Here is a 17,412-nt window from a genome sequence, read left to right as displayed (position 1 = left end):
CCGGCGAGCCGCCCGCCAACCGCCGTCCCCCGGTGTCAGCCGGCCGCCGCCGCGTCGCAGGCCTGCCCCCGCAGGGCGCGTGCCAGGTCGTCGCGCGCCTCCAGCACCAGCCGTCGCAGCGCCGGCGGGGCGTCCTCGTGCGCGGCGATCCATGCGTCCGTCGCCTCCAGCGTCTCCGGCGAGTCCTGCAGCGCCGGGAACAGGCCCCTGACCACGTGCATCCCGATCTGGATGGACCGCTCCGCCCACACCCGCCCGATCGCCGCGAAATACTTCTCCGCGTACGGCGCGAGCAGCTCCCGCTGGGAGGGCTGCACAAAGCCCGCGATGGTCGCCTCGACGAGCGCGTTCGACAGCGTGTCGGACTCGACGACCTGCGCCCACGCCTGCGCCTTGACCGCGGCCGAGGGGCGCGAGGCCAGGCAGCGGACCTGGTGGCGCTTGCCGGAGGCCGTGTCGTCGCGGGCCAGCTCGGCGGCGAGCACCGACTCGTCGGCGGCCCCGTGCGCCGCCAGCGGCCGCAGGAACGCCCAGCGCAGCTCCTGGTCCACCTCCAGCCCGTCGATCTTGTCCGTGCCGTCCAGCAGCCCCCGCAGCAGCCGCAGATCGGCCTCCTGGAACGCCACCGCCGCGAAGAACCGCGCCCAGGTCAGCTGGTGCTGGCTGCCCGGCTCGGCCTGCCGCAGCTCGCGCAGCGCGCCCTCGGAGAGCAGCCGCCCGCCCGTCTTTCGCCACGCGGGCGCCGCGTAGTGCGTCAGCGCCGAGTCGGCCCAGGTGTGCAGCATCTGCAGCACGCCGATGTCGGACTCCCGGCCGGCGAACCGCAGCACCAGGTCGACGAAGTCCCGCGCCGGCAGCAGAGCGTCCCGGGTCAGGTTCCACAGCGCCGACCAGCACAGGGCGCGGGCCAGCGGGTCGGTGATGTCGCCGAGACGGTCCTTCAGGGTCTCCAGCGAGGTGTCGTCGAAGCGGATCTTGCAGTAGGTGAGGTCGTCGTCGTTGACCAGGACCAGCTCCGGCGTCCCGGCGCCCGCCAGTTCACCGACGACCGTCCGCGGACCGTGCACGTCCACCTCGGCGCGCGCGTACCGCACGAGCGCGTCGCCCTCGGTGCGGTACAGGCCGATCGCCACCCGGTGCGGGCGCAGCTCCTGGATGCCCGTCGGCGGAGCCGACTGATGGGCGGGGCCGGCCGCCTCCTGGAGCACCGACAGCTCCGCGATCCGCCCGTCCTCACCCAGCAGCACCTGCGGAGTCAGGGAGTTGACGCCCGCCGTCTGGAGCCAGGAGCGCGCCCAGGACGCCATGTCCCGGCCGCTCGTCTCCTCCAGCACCGACAGCAGGTCGGTCAGGCGCGTGTTGCCGTACGCGTTCCGCTTGAAGTAGCGGCGCGCGCCCTCCAGGAACGCCTCCCGCCCGACGTACGCCACCAGCTGCTTCAGTACGGACGCGCCCTTGGCGTAGGTGATGCCGTCGAAGTTGAGCTTCGCGTCCTGGAGGTCGCGGATGTCCGCCGTGATCGGGTGCGTGGAGGGCAGCTGGTCGGCGCGGTACGCCCATGCCTTGCGGTTGTTGGCGAAGGTGATCCAGCCGCTCGTGAACCGGGTCGCCTCCACCAGCGAGAACGAGCCCATGAAGTCCGCGAAGGACTCCTTCAGCCACAGGTCGTCCCACCAGGCCATGGTCACCAGGTCGCCGAACCACATGTGGGCCATCTCGTGCAGGATCACATTGGCCCGGCGCTCGTAGGACGCCTGGGTGACCTTGCCGCGGAAGACGAACTCCTCGGTGAAGGTCACGAGCCCCGGGTTCTCCATGGCGCCGAGGTTGTACTCGGGCACGAACGCCTGGTCGTACTTGCCGAACGGGTACGGGTAGTCGAAGTGGTCGTGGAAGAAGTCCAGGCCCTGCTTGGTGATCAGGAAGACGTCGTCCGCGTCGAAGTGCCGGGCCAGGCCCTTGCGGCACATCGCGCCGAGCGGGATCTCGAGGGTCGTGCCGTCGTCGAGGGTGCGGGTGTAGGTGTCGGTGACGTAGTGGTACGGGCCCGCCACGACGCAGGTGATGTACGTCGAGATCGGCTTGGTCTCCGCGAACCGCCACACCCCGTCGTGCTTCTCGCCGACGCCGTTGCTCCACACCGTCCAGCCCTCGGGGGCGCGGACCTCGAAGCGGAAGGGGGCCTTGAGGTCGGGCTGCTCGAAGTTCGCGAAGACGCGGCGGGCGTCGGCGGGCTCGTACTGGGTGTACAGGTAGACCTCGCCGTCCTCCGGGTCGACGAAGCGGTGCAGGCCCTCACCGGTGCGGGAGTAGGCGCACTGGGCGTCGACCACCAGCTCGTTCTCCGCGGCCAGGTCCTCCAGCAGGATGCGGGTGCCGTCGAAGACCTCGCCGGGGTCGAGGTCCTTGCCGTTGAGGGACACCGCGGTGACGCTCGGGGCGATCAGGTCGGCGAAGCTCGACGTGCCCGGCTCGGCGCAGCGGAAGCGGATCGTGGTGACCGAGCGGAAGGTACGCGGCTCGTCCGCGCTGCCGGGTGCCTCGCCCACGGCGGAGCGCAGGTCGAGCGACACGTCGTACCCGTCGACGGACAGCAGGGCGGCCCTCTCCTGGGCCTCGTCGCGGGACAGGTTCTCACCGGGCACGGGCGGCACTCCTTGGCGGCTGCTGGGTGGCACGGACAGGACCGATCCTGCCATGCGCCCCTGACCCGGGGCAGCAGGGAATACGGCAGGCACGTGCGAGGGAATGACCCGGGCGGTGCACCGGTTGTTGCCGGTTGAACGTCCACGTTTCCGAGGAGAGCCATGTCCGAGACCGCGACCGCTTCCGGCAAGACCCCCGTCGACTTCTGGTTCGACCCGCTGTGCCCCTGGGCCTGGATGACCTCCCGCTGGGTGCTGGAGGTGGAGAAGGTCCGGGACATCGAGGTGCGCTGGCACATCATGAGCCTGGCGGTGCTCAACGAGGACAGGATCGACCAGCTGCCCGAGGAGTACCGGGAGATGCTGGCGACCAAGGCGTGGAAGCCGGTGCGGGTGGTGACGGCGGCGTGGCAGAAGCACGGTGCGGACGTCCTCGGACCGCTGTACACCGCCCTCGGCACGCGCTTCCACAACCAGGACGAGGGCCCGACGCTCGAGGCGATCGCGGCGGCGCTGGAGGAGGTCGGTCTGCCCGCCGACCTGATCGACTACGCCGAGCAGGAGGACTTCGAGTTCGATGCGCAGCTGCGCGCCTCGCACAAGGAGGGCATCGAGAAGGTGGGCCAGGAGGTGGGCACGCCGGTGATCGCGGTGCCGGGCCCGGACGGGGAGCAGATCGCCTTCTTCGGGCCGGTGGTGACTCCGGCGCCGAAGGGCGAGGAGGCGGCGAGGCTCTGGGACGGGACGCTGGCGGTCGCGTCGGTGCCGGGCTTCTACGAGATCAAGCGGACGCGGACGAAGGGGCCGGACTTCAGCAACCTGTAGTCCTCACCTCCGGGTGCCGCTGAGGCCGGGTGGGCAGGGCGCCGCAGCCACGGCCGGTGCGGCGCCCTTTCCCGTGTTCCGTGCCTGTCGGGGCACTAGGACTCCTCCGGCAACGTCGCCCCCGTCCTCCAGTGGTCCTTGCGCTGGATCCGCCGGCAGCCGGGGCGGGCGCAGCGGTGGTAGTCCTTCGCGACGAAGGGGTGGCCCTCAAGGACCGGTCGGAGGGCCTCCTCGGCCGCCGCCTTCTCCTCGTCCCCCTCCAGCTCCCGGAAGTCCTGCATGGTGTCTCCGCAGTTGGGACACCGCCGGTATGCCCGGTAGGTCATGGCTGTCTCCTCGTTGTGACCGATCACGACAGGGCGTGCGCCGGGGGCTCCCCGCGCACCCAGCGGCCCACCTCCTCCGCCGCGATCCCGGCCGCCTTCTCGGCCGCCGCACGGCTCGACCCGCCGAGGCGCGGGGTCAGCACCAGCCGCTGTGCCAGAGCGAGGAGCCGGGAGTCCGGCGGCAGCGGCTCGTGCGCGTACGTGTCGAGGGCCGCTGCCGACAGCTGCCCGCTCTCCAGGGCGTCGCACAGCGTGTCCTCGTCCAGCAGCTCCCCGTCCGCCGCGTTCACCACCACCGCGCCGCGCGGCAGCAGGGCCAGCTCCCGGGCCCCGATCAGGCCCCGGGTCCCGGAGGTGAGCGGGGTGTGCAGGGTGATCACACGGGAGCGGCGCAGAAGGTCGTCGAGCGAGCCGATCCGCAGCCCGTGCACCTCGCCGCGCACATACGGGTCGTAGACCATCACCCGTGCCCCGAACGCGCACAGCGCCCGCGCGACCCGGCTGCCCACCGCGCCGTGACCGATCAGGCCCACCGGCAGGTCCTCCAGCTCCGGGCCGGCGTGCTCGTACGTGAGGGACGCGGGGCCCTGCCACCTCCCTTGCCGGGTCAGGAATGCGTGGGCCTCGGGGATGCGGCGCAGGGCGGCCAGCATCAGGCCGAGCGTGAACTCGGCGGTGGCCGCCGCCTCGCCGCCGGGCGCACGGCACACGCGGACGCCGTGCGCCTTGGCCGCATCGAGGTCGACGTTCACCGGGCCGCCCCGGCACACGACCACCAGCCGCAGCTCCGGTGCGGCGGCCAGCACCCGCTCGGTGACCGGACCGCCGCGGGTGACGAGGACCTCGGCGTCCGCCAGCGCCTTGATCAGCTCCTCCTCGGCGTCGCCCGCGCCCTCCGGGAGTTCCAACTCCCGTACTTCGCAGGGATGTTCGTCCATCTCGTGGTGTATGGCCGCCGTGATCAGCGACGGCACGACGAAGCGGTCACCCGCGGCCACCACACGTACCGGGTCGGTCGACTCCATCGGCTCCCCTTCCCGTCCCCGTCCCCTCGTGGGAACGGCTTGTCGACCGAGGGTGATCCCGAGGTGGCGGACCGTCAATCCCACGTGCGACGGAAAGAGGAGCGCGCGGGACCGCCACGCGGCGCTCCCGGCGTCAGCGTTCGGCGCGCGCCCGCTGCCAGACGTAGCCGACGGCCGCCAGGAACAGGGTCATCCCGCCCGTCGAGTACAGCTGAACACGGGTGTCGGGCTGCCGCGCCATCAGCACGAAGATCGCCGCCATGCCGGCCAGCGCGAGCCACGTCAGCACGGGGAACGCCCACATCCGCACGACCAGCCTGCCGGGCGTCTCCCGCTCCAGGCGGCGGCGCAGGCGCAGCTGCGAGACCGCGATGAAGACCCAGACGACCAGGATCACCGCGCCGATCATGTTCAGCAGCCAGGGGAAGACGTCGTCCGGCCGCCAGTAGCTCAGCACCACGCACACGAACCCGAAGACCGAGGACACCAGCACCGCGATCCGCGGGACGCCGCCGAAGACCCTGCCCAGCGCCTTCGGGCCCTGGCCGCGCTCCACCAGCGAGTACGCGATGCGCGAGGAGCCGTAGATGTTGGCGTTCATCGCGGACAGCAGCGCGACCAGCACCACCACGTTCATCAGCTGCCCGGCGCCCGGAATGCCCAGGTGGTCGAGGGCGGCCACGTACGGGCCCTTCTCGACGACCTCCTTCGCGTTCCACGGGACCAGCGTGACGATGACCGCCATCGAGCCGACGTAGAACACCGCGATGCGCCACATCGCCGTACGCACCGCGCTCGCCACACCCCTGACCGGGTCCTGCGACTCGGCCGCCGCGATGGTGACGGTCTCCAGGCCGCCGTACGCGAACACCGACGCGAGCAGGCCGATGACCAGGCCCTCGCTGCCGTGCGGCAGGAAGTCGGTCAGGTGCGAGGCGCCGGGGGAGTCGGTGCCGGGCAGTACGCCCGCGATCGCCAGCACGCCGAGCACCAGGAACAGGGTGATCGCGCCGACCTTCAGCGCGGCGAACCAGAACTCGAACTCGCCGAAGTTCTTCACGGCGGCCAGGTTGGCCCCGCAGAAGACCACCATGAACAGCGCCACCCACGCCCATTCCGGGGTGCCGGGCAGCCAGCCGGTGACGATCTTCGCGGCGCCGATGCCCTCCAGGCCGACCGCCGTGCACAGCAGCACCCAGAACGACCAGCCCGCGGTGAAGCCCGCCCAGGGGCCGATGGCCCGCTCGGCGTGCGCGGAGAAGGAGCCCGACGACGGATAGGCGGCCGACATCTCGCCGAGCATCCGCATCACCAGCATGACGAGCAGACCGGAGACGGCGTACGCGATCACGATCGACGGCCCGGCGGCGGCGATGCCCGCGCCGGACCCGACGAACAGGCCGGCGCCGATCACCCCGCCGAGGGCGATCATCGACAGATGGCGCTGCTTGAGGCCGTGGGAGAGGGAGACGTCGTCGGTCGGCGGCGTCTCGACGGTGGTGCTGGGCATGGGCGGTGCTCGTCCCGTACGTGAGAAGGGGCAAAACGCCCACAGTGTGGGCAGCCTCTCCGGTGGGACGGAGAGGCTGCCCACTATCCGGACGCCGGATGTACGGCGGGTGACCTTCCGGTTACGCGGCGACCGGCGTGTAGTGCGAGGCGTCGCCCTCGATCGAGTAGCTCTCCTTGCCCTCGACGCCGACCGGGACGTCACCGGCGACGGTCACCCGGTGCAGCCGGCGCGGCTGCCCGTCGTAGTTGTCGATGGCGTAGTGCTGGGTGATCCGGTTGTCGAAGAGCACCAGCTCGTTCCGGGCCCAGCGGTGGCGCAGGATGTTCTCCGGACGGGTGACGTACGCCTGGAGCAGCTCCAGGATCTTGCGGGACTCGCCGACCGACAGGCCCACGATCCGCTGCGCGAAACCGCCGATGAACAGCCCGCGCTCCCCGGTCAGCGGATGGACGCGGACGACGGGGTGGGCGGTGCGGTACTTGATCGAGGTGAACTGGGCGCGCTGGGCGGCCTTCTCCTCGTCGATCTCCTCCTCCGGCACCGCGTAGTCGTAGTCGTTGGTGTGCTCGGCCCACAGGGTGTCGGCCAGGCGGCGCAGCGGCTCCGGCAGGTCGCGGTAGGCCGCCGCCGCGTTGGCGATCAGGGTCTCGCCGCCGTAGGGCGGGATCGTGATCGAGCGCAGGGTGCTGGCCTGCGGCGGGTTGAGGACGAAGGTGACGTCGGTGTGCCAGTGGTTGGCGCGGCCCCGCTCGCTGTCCACGGGCAGCACGTTCGGGGCGCCCTCGACGGCGCCGACCGTCGGGTGGGCGGTGGTGAGGTCGCCCAGCCGGCGGGCGAAGGCCTGCTGGCCCTCGTCGTCCAGGTCTCCGGCGTCGAAGACGAGTGCCTTGTGGGCGTTCAGGGCCTCGCGGATGGCGGTGACCTGCTCCTGGTCGAGCGGCTTGGTGATGTCGACTCCGGAGACCCGGGCGCCGATGCGTGCGGTGACCTTGGTGATCTCGATGGACATGGCGGGTCCTTTCAGGCGGTGGCGAGTGCGGGGGTCAGGTACTGGTTGGCGGGGCGGGGGAGGCCGTAGCGCTCCCGCAGGGTCTGGCGGGGGCCGTACTCCGTGCGCAGCAGGCCACGGGCGCGCAGGATCGGCACGACGTGCTCGACGAACGCCTCCAGGCCGGAGGGCAGCACCGCGGGCATGATGTTGAAGCCGTCGGCGGCTCCCTGTGTGAACCAGGTCTCGATCTGGTCGGCGACCTGTTCGGGGGTCCCTGCGAAGGTGAGGTGCCCGCGCCCGCCGCCGAGCCGCCCGATCAGCTGCCGTACGGTCAGCCGTTCGCGCCTGGCCAGCTCCACGACGAGCGTGTAGCGGCTCTTGGCGCCCTCGATGGCGGACTCGGGCGGCAGGTCGGCGGGGAGCAGGGCGTCCAGCTCCAGGGTCCCGGGCTCCAGGTGCAGCAGGCTCTCCAGGCGGCCCACCCCGTGGTCGTGGACGATGTGGTCCTCGAGGAGCTGCTCGGCGGCTCTGGCCTCGGCCTCGGTAGAGCCGAGCACGGGGACGATGCCGGGCAGCACCTTGACGTGGTCGGGGTCGCGTCCGGCCCGCTCGGTGCGGGACTTGAGGTCGGCGTAGAAGGCCTGCGCGTCCTCGATGGTCTGCTGGGCGGTGAACACCGCCTCCGCGTACCGTGCCGCGAACCGCTTCCCGTCCTCCGAGGAGCCCGCCTGCACAAGCAGCGGGTAACCCTGCGGGGTGCGCGGCACGTTGAGGGCGCCGGCGACGCTGAAGTACCTCCCCTTGTGCCGGGGCGGGTGGATCTTGCTGTCGTCGCCCCAGACTCCGGCCGCCTTGTCGGCGACGATGGCGTCGTCCTCCCAGCTGTCCCAGAGCTTGAGGGCCACGTCGAGGAACTCGGCGGCGCGCGCGTAGCGCTCGGCGTGCGCGGGCTCGGCGTCCAGGCCGAAGTTGCGCGCGGCCTCGGCGCCCGCGGTGGTGACGATGTTCCAGCCCGCGCGGCCCCCGCTGATGATGTCCAGCGAGGCGAACTTGCGGGCCAGGTTGTACGGGGAGTTGTAGGAGGTGGAGGCGGTGGCGATCAGGCCGATGTGCTCGGTGGCCGTCGCCAGCGCGGTCAGCAGGGTGAGCGGTTCCAGGGCGCCGGCCGGCCGCTGGGCGAGGTTGTTCCACAGCTGGGGGCCGTCGGCGAGGAAGAGGGAGTCGAAGGTGCCGCGCTCGGCGGTCCGCGCCAGGTCGACGTAGTGCGCGAGGGCGACGTGCGCGTAGGGGTCGCTCTCCGGGAGCCGCCACGAGGCCTCGTGGTGACCGGTGTTCATCAGGAACGCGTTCAGGTGCAGCCTTCTCTGTGTCACTGATGGTCCTCCGTGACGCCCAGGGCGGCCAGCAGCCGCTCGCGGTATTCGCCCAGGACCGGCTCGCGGTAGGAGCGCGGATGCGGGCGGTCGATGGTCAGGTCGAGGCCGATACGGCCCTGGTCCAGGACGAGGACGCGGTCGGCGAGCACGATCGCCTCGTCCACGTCGTGGGTCACGAGCAGCACGGAGGGCCGGTGGCGCTTCCACAGCTCGCGCAGCAGGTTGTGCATCTTGATCCGGGTGAGTGCGTCCAGTGCCCCGAACGGCTCGTCGGCCAGCAGGAGTTCGGGCTCGCGGACCAGGGAGCGGGCCAGCGCGGCCCGCTGGGCCTCACCGCCGGACAGCTCGCCCGGCCAGGCCCGCTCGCGGCCCTTCAGGCCCACCTCCGTGAGGGCGGCCCGGCCGCGTTCCTCGGCGTCGCTGCCGTCCAGGCCCAGCAGGACGTTGTCCAGCACCCGGCGCCAGGGCAGCAGCCGGGAGTCCTGGAAGACCACCGAGACCCGCTCGGGCGCGGTGAGCTGCCCCCTTCCGGCCACCCCGTGGTCGAGTCCGGCGACGGCCCGCAGCAGGGTGGACTTGCCCGAGCCGCTGTGCCCGAGCAGGGCGGTGAACTGTCCTGCGGGCAGGTCGAGGTCGATGCCGTCGAGGACCGTACGGCCGTCGAACGACCGGGTCAGGCCCCGCAGCCGGACGGCGGGCCGGGTCAGCTGCTCAGTGTGCGGCGCCACGACAGCACCCTCCGTTCGATGAGACGGACCACGCTGTCGGAGACCAGGCCGAAGACGCCGTAGATCAGCAGGCCGACCAGGATGACGTCGGTCTGGCCGTAGTTCTGCGCCTGGAACATCATGTAGCCGAGGCCGCTGGTGGCGTTGATCTGCTCCAGGACCACCAGGCCCAGCCAGGAGCCGGTCACGCCGAGCCGGAGCCCCACGAAGAACCCGGGGAGCGCGCCGGGGATCACCACCTGCCGGATGAAGGTGAACCTCGACAGGCCCTGCACTTCGGCGAGTTCGACGTACCGGCTGTCGATGCCGGACAGTGCGGAGTGCGTGTTCAGGTAGATGGGGATGTAGACGACGATCGCGATGATGGCGATCTTGAAGGTCTCGCCGATGCCCAGCCAGAGGATGAACAGCGGGATCAGACCGAGGGTCGGGATCGCCCGGTTGAGCTGCACGGTTCCGTCGATCAGCGCTTCCCCCACCCGGCTGAGCCCCGAGGCGAGCGCCAGCAGCACGCCCGCGGTCAGGCCGATCGCGAAGCCGTACGCGGCCCGCTTCAGCGAGGTCAGCACGTCCGTGGACAGCGTGCCGTCCGTCCACAGGTGGCCGGCCGTCCTCAGCACCGTCCAGGGCGCCGGGACGGCCCCCGGGTCGAGCGCTCCGGCGGCCGAGGCGGCTGCCCACAGGACGAGGAGCAGCAGCGGGCCGATGAGCCGGGCGGCGGGCAGCTGACGCCCGGGGGAGAGCCGGCGGCGCCGGCGGACCTGGGGGAGTTCCTCGGCGGCCGTCGCCGCCAGGGCTGCCGTGGTCGCGGTCACGGCGCTCACCTCCGGTACTCCGCCGGCACGGCCCTGGCGGCGATGGACTCGAAGCGGTGGTCGAAGAGCGAGGAGACGTCGAACTTCTTCACGAAGCCGCCCTCGGCGAGCAGATCGGCGGTCTCCTGCTCCCACTTGATCGCCTCGTCCCAAACGGGCGGGAACAGCGGCTTGTTGGCGAGCGCGGTGATGGACTCGGCCTGCTCAAGGGTCAGGTTCTGCGTCTTGACGTAGAACTCCTCGTCCCAGACGTCGGGGTGCTCGTACTGCCACACCTGGCCCCGGGCCCACTGGGGGATGTACGCGGCGATCGCGGCGGCCTTGGCCGGGTCGTTGAGCACGGACTGCGGCGCCCACAGCAGGTTCAGCAGGTCGACCACGTCGGTGGTGATGGTGTGGGCGCCCTTGGGCCCGTACTGCTTCAGATAGGCGGGTGCCTGGTTGTTGCCGAGCGGGGCCACGTCCACCTGCCCGGACTGCAGCGCGGTGAGGAACTGGTTGCTGGTCAGTGGGACCAGCTTCACGTCGTCGTACTTCAGGCCCGCCTTCTTCAGCGCCCGCAGCAGTACGACGCCCTGCGCCTGGCCCTGGGAGAAGGCCAGCCTCTTGCCCTTGAAGTCCTCGACCGTGCGGATGTCGCTGCCGGGTTTGGTGGCGAAGAGGTAGTTGGGCTTGCGGGTGATGTCGATCGCCACGATCTTCGCGGCGAAGCCCTGGTAGTGCGCCTGGATCGGCGGGATGCCCGCGTTGTTGGCGAGGTCGAGGGACTTGGCGCGGAACGCGTTGATCACATCGGGGCCGGCCCCGATGTTCGCCCAACTCGACACTGTGAACGGCAGCTTGGGCAGCCTCGCCAGCTTGAACTGCAGCTGCTGCTGGTTCTGGTACGAGGCGATCTTCAGGCTGGTGCCGGCCGGGACCTTGTCGGCGAGCGGCTTGGTGGCGGCGCCCGAGGTGTCGGCGGCGGCACTGCCGCCCGCGCAGCCGCTGAGCCCGGCGACGGCGGCGGACGCGCCGAGCAGAGAGGTGAGAAACAGGCGGCGGTCGAGACCGGAAACAGATGGAGAAGGCATGGGAGGACTCCCTGGATGCACGGAGCGGAACAGAGCACAAAGGCAGGAGGAATTCCGGGCGGGCCGCATGCCGGAAGTGGGGAATCCCGGACGGGAAGGGTGCCGGAAGAAGTGAACTCACGCAGACGGAAACACGCGCTTCATGCGCGGCAATGTGTCAGCAACAGAGGGTGCGACAGCTCGTGAGCGGGTTCATGAGCAGGATGTTCCCGGCCATGGACGACCCCTGTCAACATTCCGAGTTTCTGAATTAAATAGCCTCAGGTGACGCGCCCAGCGGGTCCCGGAACAGCACGTCGAGAACCACGGAGCCGCCCGCTACCGCAAGCACGGAATCCGGGAAACTGGTCGGCACGACGGCCGCCGCCCGGCGTATTCCGGCCGCTTCCCGCAGTGCGTGCAAGCAGTCCTCGAAGTGCATGACACCCACCTCGGTCACCACGACCGTCTCCGGGTTCAGGACGTCCAGCAGCAGCCCGGCCGCCCACCCGGTCGTCCGGGCCCGTTCCCTCAGCAGCCGCCGCGCCACCGCGTCCCCGGCCGCCGCCGCGGTCACCACGTGCATCGGGTTCACCCCGTCGATCACCCCGGCCGCCCGGGCTCGTCGGCACAACGTCCGCTCGCTCAGCTCCACTTGAAGGCAGCCGGTACGGCCGCACGCGCACGGCTCGGTGCCGCCCGGCACCGGAAGGTGGGCGATCGCCCCCGCCTGGGAGCGGGGCCCGTGGTGCACCTCGTCGTTGGTGGCGAAGGCCGCATCGACCACGTTGCCCACGAACAGGTGCAGCACGCTGCGGCTGCCCCGGGCCCGCCCGAACAGCCGCTCCCCGTTGACCAACGCGCGCGCGTGCCCGTCCACATGGACCGGCAGCCCGGTACGGGCCTCGAGCAGCTCCCGCACCGGCACCTCGCGCCAGCCCAGCAGCTCGTGCTCGACCACGGTGCCCGTCTCCCGGTCCACCCAGCCGCCGACCGCGACGCCGACCCCGAGCGGCCCGCGGCCGGGCGCCTCGGCGAGCAGTGCCGCGAGTCCCTCCGCGGCCCGGGCCAGCACCCAGCCGGGGTCCGTCCGCTCGTGCTTCACCTCGCGTTGCGCCACGACGCGCCCGCGCAGATCGAGCAGCGCGACCGTGGTGTACGGCACGGCCACGTGCACCCCGCAGACCAGGAACCGCTCGGTGTCGAGATCGACGGGCACATGCGGCCGGCCCACCCCGTTCGAGCGGCGCGGGGCCGCCTCCTCACGGATCAGCCCGAGCCCGGTCAGCCGGGCGCAGTGCTCGGTCACGGACGCGGGCGACAGCCCGGTCAGCCGGGCGACGGTGCTGCGCGCCACCGGCCCGTGCTCCAGCACGGACCGCAGTACGACGCTGGCGCTGGTACGCCGCCGGTCGCTGTCGGCGGCACGGGGAACGGGGGAGACAAGAGTGGATGCCGCGGTACGGGGCATGGAGAACCGTCCTCGGGAACGGGGCCGACACGTCTCGGAAGGCTCGAGGCGCGCCGGAGCCCGCCCCTACACCGGGCGGCGACAGGTGGCCGTGCCCTGGCGTCGCAGGTCGACATAGCGACGCGACGTGAAGTTCCGGGCCTGGGCAACCATGCGCTCGAAGCTAGCAAAACGGCCCACCGCTGCCCAGACGGCGACCGACGGGCGAGACGAGCCCCTCGGGGCTTTGGCGGGACCCTACAGTTCCCGGTCGCCACCAAAGCGTGAGTGGAACGCCTTCATCTCAGTGACCGGTCTCACGCCTGACCATGTGTAAGGAGCACCCTTTGTGCGAAGTTCACGAACGCGCTGTTCCACCCTTTGTCGACCGCCGATGGTGATCGGCCCAAGGGCGCTGGGATAGCGTCACGCTGTCCCGACGTGTCCACACCACCCCGCGGAGTCCCCATGAGCACCGCCACCACCCTCGCCCGCCCCGGCACGGTCCTCGCCGACCTGCTGCCGACGTCCCGCGTCCGCGACGCGGCCCTCGTCATCGGCGGCGCCGTGCTCACCGGCCTCGCGGCCCAGCTGTCGGTCCCGGTGCCCGGGTCCCCGGTGCCGGTGACCGGCCAGACCTTCGCCGCGCTGCTCGTCGGCACCGCGCTCGGCGCCCGCCGCGGCTTCCTCTCCCTCGCCCTGTACGCGCTCGCCGGTGTGGCCGGCGTGCCGTGGTTCGCGGGCGGCGCCTCCGGCGCGGGAGCCGTCTCCTTCGGCTATGTCATCGGCATGCTGCTCGCCTCGGCGGCCGTGGGCGCCCTGGCCCGCCGAGGCGCCGACCGCTCCCCGCTGCGCATGGCGGGCACGATGATCCTCGGCGAGGCGATCATCTACGCGGTCGGCGTCCCCTACCTGGCCCTGGCGGCGCACCTCTCCTTCCCCCAGGCGGTCGCGGCCGGACTCACCCCGTTCCTGATCGGTGACGCCCTCAAGGCCGCCCTGGCGATGGGCGCGCTGCCCACCGCCTGGAAGTTCGTCAGCAAGCGCTGACGCCGTAGTTCCTGCGGAAGAGGTTCGCCGGGTCGTAAGTCTCCTTCAGCCCGGCGAGCCTCTTCCGCGTTTCCGGGTCGTACAGTCCGGCACCCCGGTCCCCGGCCCCGAAGGCGAAGTTCAGCGAGCGGCCCAGGCGATCGTCCGCCAGCAGGGCGAACGCCGGGTCCAGTACGGCCCGCGCCCGCTCACGGTCGCCCACGGTCAGCAGCCGCACCAGGAACCGCCCCTCGCGGTACGGCACCGCGTTCGGTGCGGGCCGGGCCAGCGCCCCGCCCAGGTGGTTGATCTGCACGACACACATCTGGCCCGCCTCGGGCCCGGTCCGCTTCAGCAGTTCCCCGGCCCGTTCGACGTCCAGCTCCCGCAGCACCGCGCTGTCGCCGTAGTAGGCGTGCGGGAAGTCCGGGTCGCTGTGGATGGTGTGGCTCTCGGCGTACGGCATCTCGCGCAGCGAGTCCGACAGCACCGGCCCGATCTCCCGCAGCGGGGCCGTGAGCCGTTCGCCGTCGGCGCCCGTGTGGGCGACCCTGATCGAGACGAGGTACCGGCCGCGCAGGTGGGGCGGCAGCGCGGGCAGGTCCGGGTACGGTACGGCGGCGAAGGAAGAGGTCACCCCGTCCGGCACGGTCCGCGTCCACGCCTCGTACGCGCGCAGCACGGCCGCGGGGTCCACCTCGCGCCCGTCGAAGGCGAGCGAGCCGCCGTACAGCGTCCGCACCGGAACGAGGCCGATCTCCAGCTCGGTCACGATGCCGAAGTTCTGCCCCGCGCCCAGCAGCGCCCAGTACAGGTCGGGGTCGGACTCCGGGGTGACACGGCGGAGTTCGCCGTCGGCGGTGACGACCTCCAGCCACCGCACATGGTCGGCCGCGTACCCGAACTGCCGTGCGAGGATGCCGAGTCCGCCGCCCAGGGTGTACGACACCGCGCCCACGCCGGGCGCCGAGCCGTTGAGCGGTGCCAGCCCGTACGGCTCGGCCGCCGCGACGACCTGCCCCCAGCGCACCCCCGCCTGCACGCGGACCGTACGCGCCTCGGGATCCACGGTGAGCCCGTCCAGCCGCCGGGTCGTGATGAGCAGCCCGCCCTCGTAGCCCCCGGGCAGCCCGTGTCCGGTGGCCTGTACGCCCACCGGCAGGTCTTCGGCGGCCGCGTACCGCACGGCGGCCACCACGTCCGCGGTCGACCGGACGGCCGCGATCACCGAGGGCCGTTGGGTGAACCCGGTCTGGAATCCGGCGAGTTCGTCGTCGTAGCCGGCGTCGCCGGGGCGGAGCAGGGTCAGGTCTGCGCGGTTGTCCGTGTAGGTCATGCGACGCATGATGGCCGCATAACCTGACAGGTTCCGTCAAGTTATGCGGCCATGTTCCCAGGGGCGTCGGATCAGCCGACGGAGATCTTGTCGGCCGGTGCCTCGGCGGGGGCGGCCGGGCGGTTGCCCGCGATCCGCTCCTTCACCACGGCGATCACCAGCACCACGGCGGCGACGAGCAGCGACAGCAGCACCGTCTCACGTCCGTCGTGCTCGGTGTCGGTCAGCATGTAGCCGAGGACGAACACGATCAGCGCGGCCGTCGCCCAGGTCAGGTACGGGTACAGCCACATCTTGACGAGCAGCTTCTCCGGCGCCTCGCGCTGGATGATCTTCCGCATCCGCAGCTGCGAGAAGCAGATGACCAGCCACACGAACAGGGCCACCGCGCCACTGGAGTTGACCAGGAAGAGGAAGACCGAGTCCGGGAACTTGTAGTTGAAGAAGACGGCGACGAAGCCGAAGACGACGGACGCGACGATCGCGGCCATCGGCACGCCACGGGACGTGGTCCGCGCGAACGCCTTCGGCGCGTCACCCCGCTGGCCCAGCGAGAAGGCCATGCGGGAGGCCGTGTAGAGCCCGGAGTTCAGACAGGACAGCACCGACGTCAGCACGATGACGTTCATGATCTGGCCGGCGTGCGCGATGCCGAGGGAGTCCAGGGCGGCGACGTAGGAGCCCTTGTCCTTGATCGACGGGTCGTTCCACGGCAGCAGCGAGACGACCACGAAGATCGAGCCCAGGTAGAAGACGGCGATACGCCAGATGATGCTGTTCGTCGACTTGGTGACCGCCCGCTGCGGGTCCTCCGACTCGCCGGCCGCCAGCGTGGCGATCTCGCTGCCCATGAAGGAGAACACGACCAGCAGCACACCGGTGAGGATGGCGCCGGGTCCGTGGGGCAGGAAGCCGCCGTGACCGGTGAGGTTGCCCAGGCTCGCCTTGTCGCTGTGGACGCCCGGCAGCACCCCGAAGACGGCGAGGGCGCCGACGACGATGAACGCACCGATCGCCACGACCTTGATCCCGGCGAACCAGAACTCGAACTCACCGTAGGAGCCGACGGAGACCAGGTTGGTCGCGGTCAGCACGATCATGACGATGAGCGCCCAGCCCCACTGCGGCACGGCCGGGACCCACCCGGAGAGGATCTTGGCGCCCGCGGTGGCCTCCACGGCGAGCACGACGACCCAGAAGAACCAGTACAGCCAGCCGATCGAGAAACCGGCCCAGCGGCCGAGCGCCCGGTCCGCGTGCGCGGAGAAGGAGCCCGAGGTGGGGTTCGCGGCGGACATCTCGCCCAGCATCCGCATCACCAGCACCACGAGCGTGCCGACGAGAGCGTACGAGAGCAGGATGCCGGGGCCGGCGGTGGCGATGCCGGAGCTGGATCCGACGAACAGGCCGGCACCGATGACGCCACCGATGGCGATCATCGACAGATGACGGTTCTTGAGTCCTGCCTGAAGGCCGCCGCCGGGTTCTCCGGGGCGGCCGGATGCGTTTCCGGCCTGGGTGGGGGTCGGCTGCGAAGTCATAAAGGGTGATTCCTTTGCGCCGGGTGTACGAGAAACAAGAGGGGACACACGTACGGACGGACACCTTCTGCCCCGTACGAGCGGAAGTGCGGGGGCTCGTACGAGCGGTGTACGAGCCGGTCCAGTGAATCCGAGGCGAACAAATTCGGGAACCTTTGAATCCGGATTGTTACTTGAGGTTTCCTTGAGGTTCTATGGTGTAGCTCACACCTATTCCTGGCCGTCACCCCACGAGGCCGAGCCGCGACGGACGTGACACACTCGGACCATGCGCGTGTACCTCGGCTCCGACCATGCCGGTTTCGAACTGAAGAACCACCTCGTCGAGTGGCTCAAGGCCGCCGGGCACGAGCCCGTCGACTGCGGGCCCCACATCTACGACGCCCAGGACGACTACCCGCCGTTCTGCCTCCGCGCCGCGGAGCGCACCGCCGCGGACCCCGACGCCCTCGGCATCGTGATCGGCGGCTCCGGCAACGGGGAGCAGATCGCCGCGAACAAGGTGAAGGGCGTGCGTGCGGCCCTCGCCTGGAGCGAGGAGACGGCCTCCCTGGGCCGGCAGCACAACAACGCGAACGTCGTCGCCGTGGGCGCCCGGATGCACACGGTGGAAGAGGCGACGAAGTTCGTCGAGACGTTCCTGAACACGCCGTTCTCGGGCGACGAGCGGCATGAGCGACGCATCGGCATGCTGTCCTCGTACGAGACCACGGGCGAGCTGCCGCCGATCCCCCCGCACCACCCGCAGGGCTGAGAACCG

15 protein-coding genes are annotated in these 17,412 nt (G+C 71.1%); 3 read left to right on the top strand and 12 right to left on the bottom strand.

All coding sequences use genetic code 11. From position 1 onward, the window contains the following. Nucleotides 1-35 precede the first annotated feature (35 nt). Complete coding sequence (gene pepN, locus SY2F82_RS03405; RefSeq protein ID WP_200417399.1) at nt 36-2,645, bottom strand: aminopeptidase N; 2,610 nt, start codon at nt 2,643-2,645, stop codon at nt 36-38. Nucleotides 2,646-2,807: 162 nt separating this feature from the next. Between pepN and SY2F82_RS03400 the strand changes: the two genes are divergently transcribed. After that, nucleotides 2,808-3,470: a DsbA family protein gene (locus SY2F82_RS03400; protein WP_200417398.1), complete on the top strand. Its 663-nt coding sequence runs from the start codon at nt 2,808-2,810 to the stop codon at nt 3,468-3,470. Between the two features lie 95 nt (nt 3,471-3,565). Here SY2F82_RS03400 and SY2F82_RS03395 read toward each other — a convergent pair whose 3' ends face one another. The 9 genes from SY2F82_RS03395 to SY2F82_RS03355 all read right to left on the bottom strand — a co-directional run bounded on the left by SY2F82_RS03395 (nt 3,566) and on the right by SY2F82_RS03355 (nt 12,767). Next, the gene (locus SY2F82_RS03395; protein ID WP_200417397.1) at nt 3,566-3,796 is read right to left on the bottom strand and encodes a hypothetical protein; all 231 of its coding nucleotides are present in this window, start codon (nt 3,794-3,796) and stop codon (nt 3,566-3,568) included. A gap of 23 nt (nt 3,797-3,819) precedes the next feature. After that, nucleotides 3,820-4,821 (bottom strand): NAD(P)-dependent oxidoreductase, encoded by a 1,002-nt coding sequence (locus tag SY2F82_RS03390; protein WP_200417396.1) that lies wholly within the window; start codon nt 4,819-4,821, stop codon nt 3,820-3,822. A gap of 133 nt (nt 4,822-4,954) precedes the next feature. After that, nucleotides 4,955-6,331 carry an amino acid permease gene (locus SY2F82_RS03385; protein ID WP_200417395.1) on the bottom strand — a complete coding sequence of 459 codons (1,377 nt, stop codon included), beginning with the start codon at nt 6,329-6,331 and terminating at the stop codon, nt 4,955-4,957. Nucleotides 6,332-6,452: 121 nt separating this feature from the next. Further along, the gene (locus SY2F82_RS03380; protein WP_200417394.1) at nt 6,453-7,343 is read right to left on the bottom strand and encodes a TauD/TfdA family dioxygenase; all 891 of its coding nucleotides are present in this window, start codon (nt 7,341-7,343) and stop codon (nt 6,453-6,455) included. Nucleotides 7,344-7,354: 11 nt separating this feature from the next. After that, nucleotides 7,355-8,698: an LLM class flavin-dependent oxidoreductase gene (locus tag SY2F82_RS03375; protein WP_200417393.1), complete on the bottom strand. Its 1,344-nt coding sequence runs from the start codon at nt 8,696-8,698 to the stop codon at nt 7,355-7,357. Then, nucleotides 8,695-9,429: an ABC transporter ATP-binding protein gene (locus tag SY2F82_RS03370; protein ID WP_200417392.1), complete on the bottom strand. Its 735-nt coding sequence runs from the start codon at nt 9,427-9,429 to the stop codon at nt 8,695-8,697. The genes SY2F82_RS03375 and SY2F82_RS03370 overlap by 4 nt, the downstream gene beginning before the upstream one ends. Further along, a complete protein-coding gene (locus SY2F82_RS03365; protein ID WP_374707116.1) occupies nt 9,405-10,244 on the bottom strand; it encodes an ABC transporter permease in 840 nt (279 codons plus the stop codon). Before SY2F82_RS03365 ends, SY2F82_RS03370 begins: the two co-directional genes overlap by 25 nt. Before the next feature lie 5 nt (nt 10,245-10,249). Further along, nucleotides 10,250-11,317 carry an ABC transporter substrate-binding protein gene (locus SY2F82_RS03360; RefSeq protein WP_200417390.1) on the bottom strand — a complete coding sequence of 356 codons (1,068 nt, stop codon included), beginning with the start codon at nt 11,315-11,317 and terminating at the stop codon, nt 10,250-10,252. Nucleotides 11,318-11,567: 250 nt separating this feature from the next. After that, nucleotides 11,568-12,767 carry an ROK family transcriptional regulator gene (locus SY2F82_RS03355; RefSeq protein ID WP_200417389.1) on the bottom strand — a complete coding sequence of 400 codons (1,200 nt, stop codon included), beginning with the start codon at nt 12,765-12,767 and terminating at the stop codon, nt 11,568-11,570. A gap of 447 nt (nt 12,768-13,214) precedes the next feature. Here SY2F82_RS03355 and SY2F82_RS03350 point away from each other — a divergent pair, with 447 nt between their 5' ends. Beyond that, nucleotides 13,215-13,796, top strand: a complete 582-nt coding sequence (locus tag SY2F82_RS03350) for a biotin transporter BioY (protein ID WP_200417388.1) — start codon at nt 13,215-13,217, stop codon at nt 13,794-13,796. Here SY2F82_RS03350 and SY2F82_RS03345 read toward each other — a convergent pair. Together SY2F82_RS03345 and SY2F82_RS03340 are read right to left on the bottom strand one after the other, a co-directional pair. Beyond that, on the bottom strand, nt 13,783-15,120 hold the full coding sequence (locus SY2F82_RS03345) for an FAD-binding oxidoreductase (protein WP_374707115.1): 1,338 nt from the start codon (nt 15,118-15,120) through the stop codon (nt 13,783-13,785). The genes SY2F82_RS03350 and SY2F82_RS03345 overlap by 14 nt on opposite strands. Before the next feature lie 62 nt (nt 15,121-15,182). Continuing rightward, nucleotides 15,183-16,652, bottom strand: a complete 1,470-nt coding sequence (locus SY2F82_RS03340; RefSeq protein WP_200417386.1) for an amino acid permease — start codon at nt 16,650-16,652, stop codon at nt 15,183-15,185. Nucleotides 16,653-16,920: 268 nt separating this feature from the next. Here SY2F82_RS03340 and SY2F82_RS03335 point away from each other — a divergent pair, with 268 nt between their 5' ends. Continuing rightward, nucleotides 16,921-17,406, top strand: a complete 486-nt coding sequence (locus SY2F82_RS03335) for a ribose-5-phosphate isomerase (protein WP_200417385.1) — start codon at nt 16,921-16,923, stop codon at nt 17,404-17,406. Nucleotides 17,407-17,412 lie beyond the last annotated feature (6 nt).

It is taken from the genome of Streptomyces sp. Y2F8-2 (assembly GCF_014905555.1).
GTDB classification, from domain to species: Bacteria; Actinomycetota; Actinomycetes; order Streptomycetales; family Streptomycetaceae; genus Streptomyces; species Streptomyces cynarae.
Note: the sequence above shows the minus strand (reverse complement) of the source record. Positions and strands in the feature narration are given on the sequence as shown.

Bases quoted from the DNA above. Each gene is read 5' to 3' on its own strand.
- SY2F82_RS03360 (WP_200417390.1), bottom strand. From the start codon at position 11,317: ATGCCTTCTCCATCTGTTTCCGGTCTCGACCGCCGCCTGTTTCTCACC.
- SY2F82_RS03390 (WP_200417396.1), bottom strand. From the start codon at position 4,821: ATGGAGTCGACCGACCCGGTACGTGTGGTGGCCGCGGGTGACCGCTTC.
- SY2F82_RS03400 (WP_200417398.1), top strand. From the start codon at position 2,808: ATGTCCGAGACCGCGACCGCTTCCGGCAAGACCCCCGTCGACTTCTGG.
- SY2F82_RS03380 (WP_200417394.1), bottom strand. From the start codon at position 7,343: ATGTCCATCGAGATCACCAAGGTCACCGCACGCATCGGCGCCCGGGTC.
- SY2F82_RS03335 (WP_200417385.1), top strand. From the start codon at position 16,921: ATGCGCGTGTACCTCGGCTCCGACCATGCCGGTTTCGAACTGAAGAAC.
- SY2F82_RS03395 (WP_200417397.1), bottom strand. From the start codon at position 3,796: ATGACCTACCGGGCATACCGGCGGTGTCCCAACTGCGGAGACACCATG.
- SY2F82_RS03350 (WP_200417388.1), top strand. From the start codon at position 13,215: ATGAGCACCGCCACCACCCTCGCCCGCCCCGGCACGGTCCTCGCCGAC.
- SY2F82_RS03345 (WP_374707115.1), bottom strand. From the start codon at position 15,120: ATGCGTCGCATGACCTACACGGACAACCGCGCAGACCTGACCCTGCTC.
- SY2F82_RS03355 (WP_200417389.1), bottom strand. From the start codon at position 12,767: ATGCCCCGTACCGCGGCATCCACTCTTGTCTCCCCCGTTCCCCGTGCC.
- SY2F82_RS03385 (WP_200417395.1), bottom strand. From the start codon at position 6,331: ATGCCCAGCACCACCGTCGAGACGCCGCCGACCGACGACGTCTCCCTC.
- SY2F82_RS03340 (WP_200417386.1), bottom strand. From the start codon at position 16,652: ATGACTTCGCAGCCGACCCCCACCCAGGCCGGAAACGCATCCGGCCGC.